This is a genomic window from [Bacillus] enclensis (assembly GCF_001456935.1).
GTDB lineage: Bacteria > Bacillota > Bacilli > Bacillales > Bacillaceae_B > Rossellomorea > Rossellomorea enclensis.
Genome location: NZ_KQ758485.1, coordinates 48,539 through 66,796 on the forward strand (window position 1 = coordinate 48,539; position 18,258 = coordinate 66,796).

Genomic DNA, 18,258 nt, shown 5'->3' on the forward strand with positions numbered 1-18,258 from the left:
AAATTTAAAGCTGTTCTTTTTTCTCACTTTCTCCACCCCTTTTAATTTGTTCTAAATATACATATGGCTTCGTAAACCCAAGCTGTTTGGAGATTTTCTCAGACACTTCCCACATCGGGATGACATAGGTCATGGCGTCCTCTTCCCTAAGCTGCGAGGCAAATCCCGCCACACTCAGGGACCCGGCAATCTCACCGAACCTGTCAAAAATCGGCGTCCCGAATGCCGCCGTGCCATCCTCCAGTTCAGAGTTGCTGTACGTGTAGCCTCTTTCTCGTGTTTGATGGATGACCTTCCAGATCTCTTCCCTGGACAGCATCGTCTTTTGTCCGTAAGACTCCAACGGCTGTGCTAAGATGTTCTCTATTACTTGATTATCCAAGAAAGATAACAGGATCCTCGGGCATGCCCCTGCATATAACGGAGCCTTTCTTCCGATTTTTGTATAGAGTCGCACCGGTTTGTCGCTCTCCACTTTCTCGATATAGACACCCTCATTATTTTCCCGGATCACGAGCTGGACACTTTCATTTAACTGCTTTTGCAGATCCCTCATATAGGGAAGTGCGATATTCCTGATTTCATACTTACTTGCGACAATCTGTCCCAACTCCAGCAGCCTTGTCCCCAATTCATAACGCTCCCCTTCAATAAAGACACCGCCATGATGGAAGTTGACACGCTGGACAAAGCCATTTTCCTCGAACGTCTTCAGTAATCGGAAAACGGTCGGCTTTGGCATGTCTGCAAACTTAGAAAGTTCATCAAGTCGCCAATACGGCTTCTCTTCATTAAAGAGAGTCAACAATTGGAGCGCTTTCCCTAACGTTTTACTCATTCACGTCTCCACACTTTACACAATAATTTTCTTGTTTTCGTCACTGTAGAGGTGACACGACACAAGCCTTCCCGGTTCTTTTTCCTCGAGCACCGGCGTCACCTCTGAGCAAATATCCATGCACTCAAAGCATCTGGGATGGAACGTGCATCCACTCGGCGGATCAGAAGGACTTGGCACATCCCCCTGCAGTACGATGCGTTCCTTCTTCTTTTTCGGGTTCGGCGAAGGTACCGCCGACAGTAATGCCTGGGCATATGGATGCATCGGACGATGATAGAGTTCACTTTTATCCGCTATCTCGACCATCTTACCCAGATACATCACGCCGATTCGATCGCAGAAGTGCTTGACCACACTTAAATCGTGAGAAATAAAGATGTATGTAAGATCTAACTCTTTCTGCAAATCTTTTAGTAGATTCAGAACCTGCGATTGGATGGAAACATCAAGTGCTGAAACCGGTTCGTCTGCGATGATAAGCTTTGGGTTTGTCGCCAGTGCCCTTGCGATCCCGATCCTCTGTCTCTGTCCGCCGCTGAACTCATGCGGGTAACGGTCAATTTGGGATGGCGTGAGCCCCACTTGCTCCATGATTTCAAGCACCCTCTTTTTTCTTACCTGCTTATCGCCGATACTGAAATTAATCAGCGGTTCCTCGATGATTTCCCCTACTTTCATCCTGGGATTCAGGGAAGCGAATGGATCTTGAAAAACGATCTGCATATCTTTTCTGAGCATCCTCATCTCATTCTTCTTTAGGTGGGCAATGTTCTTCCCCTGAAAATAGATGTCCCCGGCCGTAGGTTCGAGGAGCCTGAGAAGTGCTCTTCCCGTCGTACTCTTACCGCATCCCGATTCACCTACGATTCCGAGTGTCTCCCCTTTGAAAACTTCAAAAGACACATCGTCCACGGCTTTTACTTGTTTAATAGTCTTTTTTCCAAAAATACCGCCCTTAATAGGGAAATATTTTTTTAGATTCTTCACTTCAAGAAGTGCTTCACGGTCCAATTAAACCCCTCCTTTCACGAATGACTCACTTTCCTTCTCTGCGTACAGCCAGCATTTTGCCGATGATTGTTCATTAACGGGAATAGTTGGCGGACTTTCCGAACATCGTTCATGTGCGAACTCGCACCTTGCAGCAAACCTGCACCCCTTCGGCATCTCTGTCGGTGAAGGGACCGTGCCTGGAATCGATGATAAGTACTCCTTCTCTTCATCAATATCAGGAAGTGAGGCCAGCAGCCCTTTCGTGTAGGGATGCTTGGGATTTTCAAACAACTCCTCTACCCCGGATTCCTCTACGACTTCACCCGCGTACATGACGACTACTCTGTCGCATGTCTCTGCCACGACTCCCAGATCGTGGGTGATAAGGATGATCGACATATCCAATTCCTTTTGAAGTGATTTCATCAATTCAAGGATCTGCGCCTGGATTGTCACATCCAACGCCGTCGTCGGCTCATCTGCCACAAGGACTTCCGGATCACAAGAAAGAGCCATCGCAATCATAACCCTCTGCCTCATCCCCCCGGATAATTGGTGCGGATATTCATGAAGCACCTCTTCCGCCCGCGGGATACCGACAAGCTGAAGCATCTTGAGCGCTCTCTTATACGCTTCTTTCTTTGACATCTTCTCGTGATTCAGAATCAATTCGACGATCTGGCTTCCGATTGTATAAACCGGATTAAGTGAAGTCATCGGCTCCTGAAAGATCATCGCAATGTCTTTCCCCCTGAGCTTCCGCCAGTCATTCTTAGGCAGCTTTGTCAGGTCTTTTTCTTTAAGCGAGATGCTCCCGCTGCGGTAAGAAACAGCAGGCGGCAAAAGCCCCATCAGCGAAAGAGAAGTCATGCTTTTTCCACAACCTGACTCACCCACGATTCCGAGAGTCTTCCCTTTCTCTAAAGAGAAAGAAACTCCGTTCACGATATTCGCAAACCCATCCTCGGTCGGAATCCCTACCTCCAAATCTTCAACCTTCAACACTTCCTTCACACTATCAAGCTCCTTCGTTTCAATATGTGAAACGCAATTTCATTTTTTGATTATTTTCATATTATACAAAATTCTGACAATAATCAAGGTATTTTTCCAGAAATGGGTGTGGGGGTCGGGTCCCTTGGTCGATGGCGGGTATAGGGGACAGGTCCCTTGGGTCACTTGATGCTTCCTGCTGTTTGGGCGGATTGATGGGCTGAGGCGTCTGAAAAGAGCCACGGGGTCTAGTCCCTTGGCCCACATAAAAGCCCGCCCTCATCATTGGAATATGACGAGGACGGGCTTGTGAAAATTATTTATTGTGACCTTTTTTCTTTCCAGTTTTATCTTTTGATTTTCCTTTCGCCTTTCCCTTCTGTTCCACTTTAATGACCACTGTCGTAAGGGAATCAATCGTCAAGGTATCTTTCTTCAATTTCAACCCTGATCTGTCTTCAACCGGCTTGACGCCTGCTTCGTCGTCATCGACCAGCACTTTCGCACCTCTGAGGTCGTAGTCTCCGATGGACAGTGTACGTTTTTTGTCGTCGGCGTTGACAAATACATAGTAGGTACCCGTGTTATCCGTGGAAACATTTTTGTAAGCAAGCATCAAATCCTGGTCCTTGATCTCCGGGATGTTCATTAATGTGACGTTCTGATCAACGAGTTCTTTTTCGCCGAGGCGGAAGGCATTTGTCGATCTTCTAAGTTTGATCAAGCCTTCAGTATACTTCCTCGTCGTTGAGTTCACGGCGAATTCCTTCTTGTTCGTCGCCTTCTCCCAATCAAACTTATTGATCGCATCCGAAGAATCATAGGAATCATGGATAAAGTATCCGAACGGATTGCCGTCCCCATCTTTTAACTCATGATACTTCTGTTCAGGCACGCCTTCACCGAACCACTGCTTCGTGCGGCCGTATTCCTGACCGGCATGAAGGAAAGCCGTTCCCTGTGACGTCAGGATCATGGAGTTCCCGAGACGGACCCGTTTGTGAATTTCCAGGTTGTTCTCCGGGATGGCCGGATCTTTCTTGATCGACTGCGCGATGACATCATACAGCGGCAGGTTGTCATGCGCCGCGATGTATTGGACCATGTCGCCTGGATCGTCATCGGCCGTGTTGCCCGGCTGGCCTTTGATGTTATTGAAAATCGTGTTGATATCGCGTGCGCCGCCTGTGATGAAGCGCGGTTCGCCTTCCGAACCGAATCCGGATTTCAATTCGTTCCTGATTTCATCGGAGAAGACACCGACGTCATCGGTTTTGTCCATCCAATCCTGATCGGCGCCCATTCCTTTGAGGTCAGGGTCAGAAAGATGGCCGGCAAACGTTCTCCAGCCTTCCCCGATAAAGAGTGCGTCAGGGTTGACGGATGCAGCCGCGTCATAAGCATTCTGAACAGCAGGGTACGTCGCGTCACCCATCATATCGAAGCGCATGCCATCGATCTTATATTCTTCAAACCAGTATTTTACCGAATCCACCATCAGCTTCTCAGCCATCTTGTGGTTTGTAGCCAGGTTGTTACCGAAGCCTCCGAGGAAGTTTCCTTTATCATCCTGGAACGCGTAGTAATTTGGAACAATGTCGTTCAGCGTGCTTGTCTGCGCCATATGCGTGTACACGACATCCAGCACGACGCCCATTCCCGCTTCATGGATGGCATCAATCAGCTGTTTGAGCTCTTTCACCCGCAGTTCAGGATCTTTCGGGTTTTCTGAGTAAGCCCCGTCCGGTGAAAAATAACTGTGCGGATCGTAGCCCCAGTTGTATTCGTTGCCGCCGGCTGAATACTCTAGCTCCCTTTTACCCATCTTCGTTTCGTCACCGTAGTACCAGGCCATGACCGGAAGCAGCTGGACGTGTGTGACACCGAGTGATTTGATGTAATCGAGCTTATCGATGAACGCTTTGTAGGATCCCCATCTTGCGTCAAGGTCCCCTTCGATCGACGGATCGGATGTGAAGTCGCGGACGTGGACTTCATAAATCACGGCGTCCTCGCGTTTTTCATAACCGTCGATGTCGGCTTGCGAGAAGCCTTTCGGATTTGTTCCATTCAAATCAACGATCGCCGCTTTTCCGACCGTATCGCCATCAGGACCTGCTTCACCTTTTGTGTTCACCGTGAAAGCGGCCATTGACTTCGCGTAAGGGTCCAGCACTTTTTTCGTTACACCGTCATTTGTGACTTCATATTGATAGTAATACCCTTTCAAGTCTTTTACTTTCAGATCTTTGGCTTTGACGTCGGCTGACCAGACGCCTTTTTCGCCTTTCGTCAGGTCGACACTGCCAATCTTGGATGAAGCTTCTTTTTTATCATAAAAATTGGCCGTTACTTTGCTTGCTTTCGGTGCCCACAATTTCAGCGTGGCATCTCCTTCTTTATAGGTTGCACCGAGGTCATCGCCGTCATATCCGTACATTTCATCAAGCAGCCTCCAGCCGGTTGAGGCTGAAACGGTCCTGCCTGAGTAGGTGATGGACAACGGAAGTTTATCAAGGCTGAAGGAAGCTTTCACTTCGACTGTTTTATCGCCGGTTATTTCAGCGTTTTCCACGGCCACCTCAGCTCCAGCACTGTCTTTGATGGAGAGATTTTTAATCAAATCTTCCTCGGCCAATCCCTCTGTCATCGTGAAGCCGAGACGGATCATATCTTCTGAAATTACCTCTGCAGATGTGATCCCCGACGCCACTTCCCAATGAGGGGAAACATAAACCGTATCGTCGCCCTGTCTGACCCAGAGACGGTTGTATTTGTCCAGCAGATTGAACGATTTATCCCCGCCGTCCTTGCCTGAATCCCCTTTGGATTCATCCATGACGATGAAGCCGATTTGTTTTGCATTTTCGTTTAATGGGATATCCACATATGCTCCATACTGGTCCCTGCCGGTTAGATCAGCTGCGTCAGTCGGCCAGTTTGCTGAAGGAGCTGCAACGTCTCCCCAGTTCCATATCCCGAAATTTTCGTAATTTGAATCGTCACGCACGTAGTGAATGCGGACCGTGTTTTCCGGTAAATCAACAGGCTCATAGGTGTAGACTTTATCCGACCCCTGTTTGATCCAGATCTCATTCATGTCTTCAGAAGTAATGGTAAATCCTTTGTCGCCGCCGTCTTTACCACTGTCCCCCTTAGTCACATCCATGACCAGGAAGCCGATGTTCTTCGCGCCTTCAGCAAGCGGTACATCGATATAGGCACCGTAGCTGTCGGTCTTTTCGAACATGGTTGCGCCTGTCGGCCAGTTGGCTGAAGGGTCTCTTACGTCATTCCACAGCCACGCACCATAGTTTTCATAGTTGCCGTCGTCACGCTTGTAGTGGATGCGGATGTTGTTCTCGGGGACCGGCTCTACTTCAGGTTCGCCTTCATCAGCTGAACCTGCTTCTACGCCTGTGATCGTACCGCCATCAACTGTAAGCAGTGCGGTACCTCCATCTGCTTTTGCCGGAAGCGTCACGGTCACTTCTTCAGCCCCGGATACAGGATATTCTTTCCCGGAATAATGGTCGGTGATGACCGCATCGGGAGAGTCGACAGAAACCGTGACCTCTTTCGCTTCGTCCCCGACATTCAGTCCCACATACACCGAATCATCCCCATACGTCCGCGAGAACATCAGGAACTTGTCGCTGTCCGTTCCGCCGATAAAGCTTCTTTCCCCTTTGGCAAAAACTTTCGAGTATTCGCCGCGGAAGTTGAGAATCTTTTTATAGTGTTCAAGGATATCGTTGTTTTCAACCTTATCCCATGCAAGGTCATAACGGTTATCATATTGCGGGTAGTTGTTCGCGCCGCTTTGGCCGAGCTCCTCACCGTAATAGATGACCGGCTGTCCTTTCGATGTCGCCTGCAGGGAAGCAGCCAGTTTCAGCTTGCCTTCATCCCCGTCAAGTGAGTAGAGGAATCCATCTTCATCATGGCTTCCGAGGAACTGGCCGAGAGTTGCGGTGTTATCGATTTTCCCGTTGCGGGCAGCCAATTTGTCATCCGCCGCTTTTACGTTTCCGTTCACAAATTCTTTAGCAATGTCCTTGAACCCGAAATCAAGCAGGGAATCCATCATCCCGGACTCTAAGAGGCCCTGATCATTATCAGTACTCGCCCCCCATGCTTCCCCGATCATCTTGTGCTCGGGCATTTTCTCCGTGATCGCATTCTTGAACGCCATCCACGTCGGTTTGTCGACATGCTTTACGGTATCCACACGGAAATAATCGATCGTGTTACCTTTCTCGGTTGTCGCTTTGTCGATCCAATCTGTCTGCCAGTCGATGATCTGCTGGCGGACTTCAGGGTCTTCTGTCATGATGTCCGGCAGTCCTGCCAGTTCACCGACCACTTCGTCACTGCCGACATCTGAACCCTGACGAACGATATCACTGAAGCGTGCGCGGTCTTCGTCGGTTGGATAGCCGGCTGGACGTTGCTCTTCAGGAAGGTCCCCGTCGATTTCTTTAAGCCCGTAACCCGTGTGGTTCAACACCACATCCACCATGATCTTGATTCCGCGTTCATGGGCTTCGTCAATCAGCGTATGGAACTCTTCCATCGAACCGAAATGAGGGTTCAGCTCGCTGAAATTGTCGGCCCAATAACCGTGATAGGCAAAGTATGGCTCGCCGCCTTCTCCTTCGCGGACATCATAGTTCACGTTGTCAACAATCGGACTGATCCAGACGGTGTTCACGCCAAGCTCATCCAAGTAGTCAAGCTTGTCCGTGATCCCTTCAAAGTCGCCGCCCTGATAGGAACCGCGCTTCGACTTGTCATAGTTCAAGCCAGATGGATCATCATTCGTTTTGTCGCCGTTGAAGAATCGGTCCGTCAGCATGAAATAGATGATGGACTCATCCCAGTCGAAGTCATTCTCGCCGACAGCCTGCCTTGTCTTCACTTCAACTTCGGCAGTTCCTTCATATGGATTGCCATAGCTGTCGACCACTTTCAAAGGAATTGTCTTCGTGCCGGCCGTCACGTTGTCATCGACCGCTATCGTCACTTCTTTTAATGAGGGATCGACTGTAAGGTTTTTCGATCCGCCGAGCTCTGAAAGATCTGCCGTGATTTTAGAAACTGACAGCTCTTCTGTCAATCCTTCAATATCCACGTTCAGAACCGCATTTTCGTTATAATCAATCGCTCCAGGTTCTACAGTCCCGGTTACCGTCAAATCGCCCTTTTGAAAATCAAGATAGGACGTGCCGTCAACCGTATTGTACGGATCGCTGACCTCAGTTGTTTCCCCATCTTTTGTTACAAGGAAAGAGTATGGAGTCTTTCCATTCGGGATATCCTCATACGAAACCGTGAATCTCTCATTATCCGGTTCATACGTCATTTCCTTCGTTTCGCCATTAAACTTCAATTCTACTTTTTCAATCGTGTCCATGGCATCGTCAGCGAACAACGCTTTGTCACGATAGTAAAAAGTCGCGTCGCCCTGATCAATCACAGGTGCCGATCCATCGGGAACGATCCTTATCTCTTCGACACCGCTTGTTATGTAAGCCTTCGTAAGCGAGTCGTTTTTATTGACCTTGATAAAGCGGTCACCGAATTCTTTTTGGGCAGTATCCCAGTCTTCTGTACTGCGCAGTACAAATCCAAACTGCTCAGTATCGGGTCCAACTGCGATATTCGCTGTCGCAACCCCGTTTTCATATGAATCAAAATTTAGTTGGTCATCCCGAACTCCGGTGTTCCAGGCCCAGATGTTCCAGCCATCATACTGCTTGTCGTCGCGGATGTACGTGAAGCGCACGGTGCGGTCAGTGCCCGCTGCCGTGTCCACCGCTTCCCCGCCGGTTGAGGCCGCCGCTGTCTGTGCAGGTACGTATGGCAGCCACAGGCTCAACATCATCAATACTGTCATGAGTAACGAGAATCGCCGCTTTGTTCCTTTCTTCATGGTTATTTTTCCTCCCCTTTGTTATTCATTGTTCTGGTTGTGGAAACGTTTGCACAAATATGTAAAAGAGCTGGTCATTGTTCTAAACTTTCTCCCAATGCAGTAGACCCTCACTTTTCCGCTTTAAATGCAAACGCTTGCAATTGTCTGTATTTTTAAATTTTACATGATTTTTACAAGGGGGACAATATGACTAAAGACTCATCAGAAGTAAGCGAATGGTTCCCCCCTTCATGTGACACCTTTTTTGAAAATGCAGTCGCCAAACATAAGCACGAGTTAATCAAGAGTAATGACCCAGGCTCCTCTCATCATACATTTCAATGGTAAACGTTCCCTATTTAATCAAGTAAACCATTATAAGGAGGATGATGAATGAGAAGTAAAGTGATGATTCTGGGAATGATGATGCTGCTATTGTTATCAGGCTGCAGTGACCCAGTGCAAGATGATTTACTGAACTACATCAACGAAGACCTGAAAGACCTTACCGTACTTGAAGAAGAAGCGTTGGCCGAATACGAAAGTGTCACAGGCGATAATTATGAGGATGACTACACAACCTACGTTCATATCAAAGACGTGGTCATGCCCGCATACAAGGATTTTCTCGACCAGCTTGAAGAAGTGAAGCCTGCCACTTCAGAAGTCCAGGAAATACACGAACTCTACATCGATGCCGTTAATATGCAAAATAATGCCTTCATTAAAATCCTTGCCGCATTAGAGCAGCAAGATTACGAGATGGTTGCCGATGCGAACGAAATGCTAGCCGACGGAAGAGCCGGGATCAGAAAATACACCAATCAACTGGAAAAACTCGCCGATGAGCATAATGTGGAATTGACGGAGTAGTTGGGACCAGGGGACAGGAACGGTGTCCCTTTTATGGAGCGGGACAGTGTACCTGTCCCCCTGTCCCACTGTCAAATTAAAAGCCCGTCCCTCGTTGCTTTAAAGCAACGAGGGACGGGCCTCCATTATACGGTATGAACCGGCTTAAAACTATGCGCAGCCGAGGCAAATTCCTCAAAAAACTTCATCCACACCGGCTGGCTCCCCCACAGCTTCTCCGGGTGAAATTGAAATCCGAACAGGAATGGATGGGTGGTGGATTCGTAACCTTCCACCAGCCTGTCTTCCTTGGACAAAGCTACCGCTTCCAAGCTGGTTCCCAGCTCGACCATATGCTGGCGGTGGAAGGAATTGACGGGAAGGTCTGACTGACCCATGATGGAATAAAACCTGCTTTCTTCCCTGACAACGATATCATGTACAGGCTGATCGGGTGGTATCAACTTACGTTCCTGGTGATGCTCGATGCCGCTGTCGGGTATGCTTGCCAGTCTGCCCCCGAGCACTTCATTGATCATCTGGGCGCCCCTGCAGAAACCAACCATCGGCAGCCCCCTTTTCAGTCCGTATTCAACCAAACGCTTATCTGCTTTATACCGGCCGGGCCCGGACGATTTCAAACCGGCGAGCTGCGAGTTTCTTCTATTAAGCGGGAGATATCCCCCTCCGGTGAACAAGAGTCCCTTTAAATGGTCGAGCGGCGGAAGTGAACAATCCCGGTAGATGGGGATCAGGTATGGCTCGAGCCCCACGCTCCTGACCAGCTCGATGGTATCCCTCTCGACGTATAGTAACGGATGACCAGGGTAAATATCATCACGGCTTCCTTCATCTGCATGGACGGTGACACCGACCATATCCGGTGTAAACGCTGTCATTATAGAGCCTTCTTTTCAATCATATTCAGGTTTTCCCGTGACGTCTCGGGTTCCGTCTCCATATAGTGTACTTCACCCTTGATCGTCAGAGTATGGTTCTTGCTTAGATAAATCTGGACGATTCCTGCCAGAGCAGCGATTGCGGCCAGCCTGATGCCCCATGTCATCAATTTGCCTGCGAATACGGCAAGAGAGGCTCCCATTTCCCCTCCGATCACCATCGTGACACCGAACAACAATCCAACAACCAGTCCCAGTAACATCGTGATGAACGCAAGCCAAGTATATGTTTTCTCCATTAAATTCGCCAACATAACATGTCTCCTCCTTTTATAATCCGATGATCGGTATGATTCCAGCCAGAAGAATGATACTCACCAGTACATGCAGCAAGACCCACACTACGGCAAGCTTGGCCGTGTCTTTAAAAGTGGAGCCCGCTATCCCCATCGCGACAAACAGTCCCAATGCAAGCGGCGGCGTCATTCCTTCGAGCGCGCCCGTCATTGCCGGCAGCATAGCAGCCAGCAGCACCGGATTCCCTCCGAGAGTACCGAAGACTGCGATCATCGCTCCACCAAGGATGGCTACCTGTGCTGAACCAGGCAAGACCATGCCCAGAATCATGAAAAACAGCGGCAGAATGATAATAAGAGCCGTTGTGCTGAGCCCGAACGAAACAAACCATTCTCTCACAGCCTGTTCCATCTCTAGGCCTACAAACACCTGCGAAATCGCGTATGCCATATAAATGGTCACACCGATCGGCACGACTTTCGGCAGCGAAGACTTAAACATATTGAAAAGATTCGGGAAGTTGATCCGTTTTGAAGGCAGCGCTTTGCGCCCGATCGCCAGTGCATAAGCCCCGGCCAGTCCCGGAGTGAACATCAGGACAGAAGAAGAATACGCTCCAGCCCCTTCTTCACCGATACGGCCGATGATAAAGTCCTTGAACTGTGAATCCGCGAGAAGCGGCAGGAAGATCAATGCAGGTAAAATAAGGGCCGGCCAGCCGAGTGATAAGCTTCTCTTGAAGGTAGGCAGCTCCTCCCTAGGAACAGGTTCCACCTTGTAATACTTACAGAGCGCCCATAAAGTGAGCCAGCGCTGGACGAAGAACCAAAATCCGATTCCGTAGGCAACAACCATCCAGCTGCTCAGCGATATGCTGTCTGGATAGACATCGTTCAAGATACCGAATGTCAGGATGACGATACCTGATGGGGGAATGATATTCCCCAGCATACTTGCCGACATTTCCGTGGTCGCAGCAAGCGCCTTTGGATAGTTAGATTTTTTCATCATCGGGATTGTAAATACCCCGGTCGTCGCTACATTCCCCGGGCCAGTCCCGGATAACGATGCCATGAACGTACTTCCAAGCAAAGCGACATATCCCGCCCCGCCCCTGAATCTTCCGACGATCGAAAGCATGAGCTTGATGATGCTGTTCACCACTTTTGTAGAATCAAAAATGATGGCGACTACCATAAAAGCAAAGATCGCATAGAAAAGTGAGCTTGTCGACGGAAACAGAAGCGACTGCCAGGCAAGTTCGTATGCCCCGGAAATAACCACTATGAAAACAAAAGCAAGCGTCATCACCTCGTACATCGGACGTTTAAACAAAACAAATAAGACGGCTACAAATGCAATCAGTGCAAGTAAATAAAAGATGGCTGCAGGTATTCCAAACACATATAGTTCCCCCTTTGCGTCATTGTCATAACCATTACCTTAGTGGTTATAACATTTAATGAAGATTATAGCAGAGTTTTTTGAATAATCAAACACTTTTATAAAAAAATATACTGGAAATCTGAAAAACCAACCTAAATTACTATAAGAATTATCCATTGAAATTAATTACTTTCATAATGAATCCATAGTGGTTATAATAAGTAATAACAAGATATGGAAGGTGATCTTATGCTTGATCGCAAACAATCGGCGCCTCTTTATGAACAATTAAAAAATGAAATCCATCTAAAAATAAAAAACGGGGAACTCAAACCGGACCAGCAAATCCCGTCGGAGAGGGAGCTCGTTGAACAATACAATGTTAGCCGCATCACTGTCCGACAGGCCATCAATCTCGCTGAAAGGGAAGGCCTCGTTAAACGGATCCATGGAGTCGGCACATTTGTGGCCCACCCAAAAATGCAGCAGGAGCTCAGTTCGTTCAACAACTTCCAATCCACCCTCCAGCAGCAGGGGTTGATCGCTTCGACGAAATTAGTCGGCACCGGGATAATCGGAAGTGACTTTCAATTATCAAGGATGCTCGATATCAATGTGATGGAGAAAGTCACAAGGCTCGAGCTGATCGGGTACGGAGATAACAGTCCTGTTGTCTATTATAATAGTTATTTCCCCCATCATGTCGGGGAAAAAATGAAAAAAGCTGCACAAGAGGCGCTTAAGATGGAGAAACCCTTCTCCACACTCGACTTATATCAAATGGACGAAGAGATGGATCTGCATCCCACCCATGTAGAACAAACCTTCGAAGCGCAGGCAGCCTACGCCCCCATCACCAATATCCTTGATATAAAAGAAGGCTTCCCTCTGTTCCGGGTCACATCGATCGTCTATCAGGATAAAACCCCGCTTGAATACAAGGAAACCTACTATAAAGGTGATCAATATAAATTCTTCATAACCCGGCACATGTAAACTGCATGGTACCGGGTATTTTTTTGTTTCCCCTTTCTTTTGAGTTGTAACAGGTACATTGAAGGTGGTTTGTACCTGGTACATTTTTAACATTTGGCACCTGGTACATGGATAGCAGATTGGACCTGGTACATTGAGAACGATTTGCACCTGGTACACCGAGAACCGTTTGTACCAGGAACACCGGCCTCAATCTATACTAGCTGCCCTCTCCCAAACTTCATCCTCAAATAATATATTTTTCATTTTCTGAATTGACAAACAATTTAAACGGCGTTACACTGTAGTCGCTGGTTATAACATGTTATAACAAAACACAAGGAGGATTCATTACTATGAAAAAACAGTTACGCATTCTTTGTCCAAACGGTCACCTTGGTTTCGCCCCTACAAAGGAAGAAAGCTTCCGCATCGCCGCTGCCACCAAACCCGATTACTACTGCTGCGATTCGGGAAGTGATGATATCGGTGCCTCTGCACTTGGCGGAGACCGGTCCGTATCCATGTATAAATGGCAGAAGCATGACCTGGAGCTGATGCTTCTCGCATCCCGCGAGCAGGGCGTCCCGATGATCGTCGGATCTTCAGGCGATACCGGGGCCAACAGCCGGGTGGATATGTACGTCCAAATCATCAAGGACCTCGCAAAGGAACATGACCTCCCTCCATTCAAACTTGCTTTTTTTTACTCTGAAGTAGATAAAGGATACCTAAATGATGCGCTAGCCAATGAAGTCACCATCGAAGGACTGGACGGCAGGGATTCCCTTTCAAAAGAAGACCTCGATAAGACGGAGCGTGTCGTGGCGGTCGCCGGCATTCACCCTTTCGTGAAAGCGCTTGATATGGGGGCGGATGTCATCATCGGAGGACGCTCGAGCGACTGTGCCATCTTTGCGGCACCCGCGATCCGTGAAGGGTTCCCGGAAGCGAATGCCTACTATATTGGAAAAGTACTTGAGTGTGCTTCCTTCTGTGCAGAGCCGTACGGTGCAAAGGAAAGCATCATCGGGACAATCACCCATGATGACGTCAAGGTTACGGCGATGCACCCCGATCAAAGCTGTACGATCGCTTCGGTTTCCGGCCACGCGATGTACGAACGGGCCAATCCGTTCTATGAGTATTTCGCAGGCGGCATGCTGGATATGACCAATTGCCATTATGAACAGTTCGATGAAAAAACGTGCCGCATCACCGGCAGCAAATACGTCCCTGTAGACGGGGATGTGAAGGTGAAGCTGGAAGGCGCAGGGAAAGTCGGGGAGAAATTCATCGGCATTGCCGGAGTGCGCGATCCATATACGATCCAGCATATCGACCAGGTCCTTTCTCTCGCAAAAGAGCAGACTGCCAAGGAATTTGAAGGCGTTGATTACCACCTGAACTTCAGGACGTTCGGGAAGGACGGCGTAATGGGAGCCCTGGAGCCGGTGAAGGAGATCAAATCCCATGAACTCGGCATCGTCGTGGAAGGGATCGCCGATTCGATGGAAACGGCAGAAGCCCTGACCCTGTTCGCGACGCGTCAAATCTTCTATGCCCGTCTCCCTGAAGTGAAAGGGACGGCCGGGACGGCATCCTTCCTGATCGATGATGTCATCTATGCCCGTGCTTCCTACAGCTGGACGATGAATCACGTCATCCCGGTGAAGGATCCAATGGAACTTTTTGATGTGCATGTGGAAGAAGTCGGATCATTGGTGAAAGCCTGAAGCTGTTATTGAGGACACTCCCCCTGAGACCGCAAGACTGCCGAGGGGGAATATCATAATCCATTCAAAAAGGAGAAATAAACATGACCACCAAACCATTACACGAATTGGCGAAAACCATCCGTTCCAAAAACGCAGGAACCGATAAAATCACATTCGATATCATTTTTAAAGAAAAAGAAAAGTATGAGCTTGTCAGGAACAGCGGCGTGCTCTCGAAACAATCGGTATCGGAACTCTATAAGATTCCTGAAGAAAAGATCACCGACTTCGTGCATTACGATCCCGCGAATGCCATTAAATTCACAATAAAGCGTGACCGCCCGAGCGGAGACCCGGGAGACGGGGATATTTTCGGTTCGCAGCAATACCCTCCCCTCTTGACGGTGGAAGTCCCGACGGCTTGATTGGCAAAATCACATTGGGAGGGAGCAGACTCTATGTATGACTTTATCATCGTCGGAGGAGGGATTGTCGGACTGTCGGTTGGAATGGCTCTTTTTGAACAATACGAAGGCGCAAAGGTCCTCCTTATTGAAAAAGAGGATGAGCTGGCCCTTCACCAGACCGGCCATAACAGCGGCGTGATTCATTCCGGAATCTATTATAAACCAGGGAGCTACAAAGCCCGCTTTGCACGGGAAGGCAGCAAATCAATGAAAGATTTTTGTCAAGAGCATAAAATTGAGCATGATATATGTGGAAAAGTGATTGTCGCGACCAAAAAAGAGGAGCTTCCTTTACTGAATAATCTCTATAAACGCAGCATCGAGAACAGCCTGGACACGACCTTGATCGGTGAAGATGAACTGAAGGAAATCGAACCCCACGTCAAGGGACTCGGAGCCATCAAGGTCCCTGCTGCCGGAATCGTGAACTATAAGCAGGTTAGCGAGAAGTTCGCTGAAATCATGAAACGTCATGGCGGGGAAATCATGCTCGGTACGAAGGTCCAGAAGGTGACGGAACATAACGATGAGGTAGTGGTCGAAACGGATAAAGGAGACTTCAGGACCCACCTCGTCATCAACTGCGCAGGCCTTCACAGTGACCGGGTCGCAAAGGCATCAGGCTATGAGACCGATATGAAAATCGTTCCGTTCCGCGGAGAATACTACAAATTGAAGCCGGAAAAAAGACATCTCGTAAAAAACCTGATCTATCCCGTGCCCAATCCCGATTTCCCGTTTCTCGGCGTTCATTTTACAAGGATGATCGACGGCGAAGTCGATGCAGGGCCGAACGCCGTCTTGAGCTTCAAACGTGAAGGCTACCACAAGACCGATTTTTCCATGAAGGATTTCGCCGAAGTGATGGGCTACAGCGGGTTCTGGAAGCTTGCCGGCCGCTATATGAAAGAAGGCATCGACGAAATGGCCCGCTCCTTCAGCAAGGCCCGGTTCGTCGCAAGCCTTCAGGAACTTATCCCGGAAATCAAGGAGGATGACCTCGTCCCAGCACCGGCCGGAGTGCGTGCCCAGGCGCTGAAAGCAGACGGGAACCTGGTCGATGATTTCCATATTGTCATCGGGAAGAAAAGCATTCATGTCTGCAACGCCCCCTCCCCCGCAGCCACCGCTTCGATTGAAATCGGCAAGGAAGTGGTCAGGAGGATCGCGGCTCAGGAACATTTGACGGAGGCCATCATTTCATAGAGTTAATCAATTCGGGAAAGGGGTTTTGGACCATGGTTCCATCCAATATCGTGTTTATCGCCGGGCACGCCCGCCTGCCCCAGGGCATGGCGGCAAAGAATGTCTACGACACCCTGACGATCACAGCAGAGATCGAACGAAAGTACGGCGTCATTTTGGAAGCTTCCTGTACGCTCGCAACGGAACATGGGAGCGACTTTATCGGCCGCTTACTGAGGGGAATCAGTTTGGCGGACGGGGTAGAAGAAGCAACTTCCCTCCTGCAGGCACAGTACAAAGGCAAAGCCATCAACGCGCTGACGGCGGCCGTGAAGGATCTGCAGCTGCAATTTCAAAGTTTAAAAGAGGACGATTCTCATAATGTCAGAATTTTTAAATAAATAATTGACTTATCTCTCTTTTACCAGTATGATTAGATCATCGAGTAAATCAGTATCCACCTTTTGAAAACTTCAGCCCTTTCAAAACCGTGAGTACGATCAGCTCATTCCTTAATTAAGGTAAGATCCAATCAATAACTAACTATAAACTGTCCATTTACCGCGACTCTATTTCCGTAGAGCATACAGGTAAATACGAGCCAGTTATATTACGGGAGATATCCCTGTAATATAACTGGCTTTTTGTGTTCCCTATCAAATCTATAAAAATTCAGGAGGAATAACAATGAGTATGCTAAAATCCAAAAAAGAATCGAAGTTTATCAGAAAGACAGATACGTACGAAGTGAACTTCCATCCGCAGAGCAGCCGGATGTTCCAAGTCGACCTTGCCCCTGCCGTGATCAGCGAATTCCTGTCACTGACAAGGGAGATTTCCGTACAGCAGCTCGAATACATCCCTTACATGCGTCATATTGCGGCCGACCACTTGAACACCCTGACAAACAACTCCCTGCAGCAGGTCCTATCGGATATTCTTCACGACCGTGAAACCGGCGGCTACACGATCGGTTTACAGGGACAGACGGAAGATCCCGATGATTACGTGAAGTTCTCAACCGCCATCACCCACCTGGTCGGAAGCCCGAATTTCGATGCGATGTCCGGAAAATACTACGCCCGCTTCACCGTCAATCACATCGACAATAGCGATTCTTACCTGCGCCAGCCATACAGACTCTTCACCCTGCACACCGACGGGACGTTCGTCGATGAACCGACCGACTGGCTGCTGATGATGAAGATGAAAGAGGAGAATGCCTCCGGAGGGGAATCCCGTTTGCTGCACCTCGACGACTGGAAGGAGCTCGACAGATTCTCGAATCACCCGCTCGCTTCCCATAAGTTCACGTACAAAGCACCGGCGAGTAAAAATGTCAGCCAGGAAGTCCAGAGAGCCACGTTCTTCCTCGACAACAACAAGCCTTGCATCTGCTTCATCGATCAGTTCGTGTATCCGGAAAAAATCGATGAAGCGAAATATCTGAAAGAACTCTCTCACTCTATGGAAAACGATCCGAGTTTGATCGAACTGAAACTCCCAGTCGGCGACCTTGTCGTCCTGAACAACCTCTTCTGGCTCCATGGCCGTGCAGCGTTTGAGAAGAATCCGGAATTGAACCGGGAGCTGTTGAGGCAGAGGGGGCAGTTTTCCAAATAATTTGGGGACAGGGGGACAGGGACAGTGTCCCACTAAACGGTGAAAGTCCTTTCCCCTCCCCACCACTTTATAAGCCTGGAGAATGGCCAACTTCTCCAGGCTTTATGTTATA

General features: G+C 48.7%; 14 protein-coding genes. 7 read left to right on the forward strand and 7 right to left on the reverse strand.

Features of this window, described 5'->3' with window-relative positions; all coding sequences use genetic code 11:
* Window positions 1-4 precede the first annotated feature (4 nt).
* From AS034_RS15400 to AS034_RS15415, 4 genes are all read right to left on the reverse strand, one after another.
* Complete coding sequence (locus AS034_RS15400; protein ID WP_058299202.1) at window positions 5-838, reverse strand: IclR family transcriptional regulator; 834 nt, start codon at window positions 836-838, stop codon at window positions 5-7.
* 15 nt (window positions 839-853) lie between these two features.
* On the reverse strand, window positions 854-1,852 hold the full coding sequence (locus AS034_RS15405; protein WP_058299203.1) for an ABC transporter ATP-binding protein: 999 nt from the start codon (window positions 1,850-1,852) through the stop codon (window positions 854-856).
* Entirely contained in the window at window positions 1,853-2,839 is a 987-nt protein-coding gene (locus AS034_RS15410) for an ABC transporter ATP-binding protein (RefSeq protein WP_058299513.1), read from the reverse strand.
* Between the two features lie 304 nt (window positions 2,840-3,143).
* Window positions 3,144-8,762, reverse strand: a complete 5,619-nt coding sequence (locus AS034_RS15415) for a pullulanase (RefSeq protein ID WP_058299204.1) — start codon at window positions 8,760-8,762, stop codon at window positions 3,144-3,146.
* Window positions 8,763-9,137: 375 nt separating this feature from the next.
* Between AS034_RS15415 and AS034_RS15420 the strand changes: the two genes are divergently transcribed.
* Window positions 9,138-9,617, forward strand: a complete 480-nt coding sequence (locus AS034_RS15420) for a hypothetical protein (protein ID WP_058299205.1) — start codon at window positions 9,138-9,140, stop codon at window positions 9,615-9,617.
* 125 nt (window positions 9,618-9,742) lie between these two features.
* Here AS034_RS15420 and AS034_RS15425 read toward each other — a convergent pair whose 3' ends face one another.
* The 3 genes from AS034_RS15425 to AS034_RS15435 are packed head-to-tail and all read right to left on the reverse strand — an operon-like array spanning window position 9,743 to window position 12,196.
* Window positions 9,743-10,495: a gamma-glutamyl-gamma-aminobutyrate hydrolase family protein gene (locus AS034_RS15425; protein ID WP_058299206.1), complete on the reverse strand. Its 753-nt coding sequence runs from the start codon at window positions 10,493-10,495 to the stop codon at window positions 9,743-9,745.
* Window positions 10,495-10,809, reverse strand: a complete 315-nt coding sequence (locus AS034_RS15430) for a hypothetical protein (protein ID WP_058299207.1) — start codon at window positions 10,807-10,809, stop codon at window positions 10,495-10,497. Before AS034_RS15430 ends, AS034_RS15425 begins: the two co-directional genes overlap by 1 nt.
* Before the next feature lie 16 nt (window positions 10,810-10,825).
* Entirely contained in the window at window positions 10,826-12,196 is a 1,371-nt protein-coding gene (locus tag AS034_RS15435; protein WP_058299208.1) for a TRAP transporter large permease subunit, read from the reverse strand.
* A gap of 231 nt (window positions 12,197-12,427) precedes the next feature.
* Between AS034_RS15435 and AS034_RS15440 the strand changes: the two genes are divergently transcribed.
* From AS034_RS15440 to glaH, 6 genes are all read left to right on the forward strand, one after another.
* Entirely contained in the window at window positions 12,428-13,174 is a 747-nt protein-coding gene (locus AS034_RS15440) for a GntR family transcriptional regulator (RefSeq protein WP_058299209.1), read from the forward strand.
* A 335-nt stretch (window positions 13,175-13,509) separates the two neighbouring features.
* Window positions 13,510-14,889 carry an acyclic terpene utilization AtuA family protein gene (locus AS034_RS15445; protein ID WP_058299210.1) on the forward strand — a complete coding sequence of 460 codons (1,380 nt, stop codon included), beginning with the start codon at window positions 13,510-13,512 and terminating at the stop codon, window positions 14,887-14,889.
* An 83-nt stretch (window positions 14,890-14,972) separates the two neighbouring features.
* Window positions 14,973-15,296: a DUF4387 domain-containing protein gene (locus AS034_RS15450; RefSeq protein ID WP_058299211.1), complete on the forward strand. Its 324-nt coding sequence runs from the start codon at window positions 14,973-14,975 to the stop codon at window positions 15,294-15,296.
* Between the two features lie 33 nt (window positions 15,297-15,329).
* Window positions 15,330-16,544, forward strand: a complete 1,215-nt coding sequence (gene lhgO, locus AS034_RS15455) for an L-2-hydroxyglutarate oxidase (RefSeq protein ID WP_058299212.1) — start codon at window positions 15,330-15,332, stop codon at window positions 16,542-16,544.
* Between the two features lie 32 nt (window positions 16,545-16,576).
* A complete protein-coding gene (locus AS034_RS15460; RefSeq protein ID WP_058299213.1) occupies window positions 16,577-16,924 on the forward strand; it encodes a DUF3870 domain-containing protein in 348 nt (115 codons plus the stop codon).
* Between the two features lie 286 nt (window positions 16,925-17,210).
* On the forward strand, window positions 17,211-18,146 hold the full coding sequence (gene glaH / locus AS034_RS15465; RefSeq protein WP_058299214.1) for a glutarate dioxygenase GlaH: 936 nt from the start codon (window positions 17,211-17,213) through the stop codon (window positions 18,144-18,146).
* Window positions 18,147-18,258 lie beyond the last annotated feature (112 nt).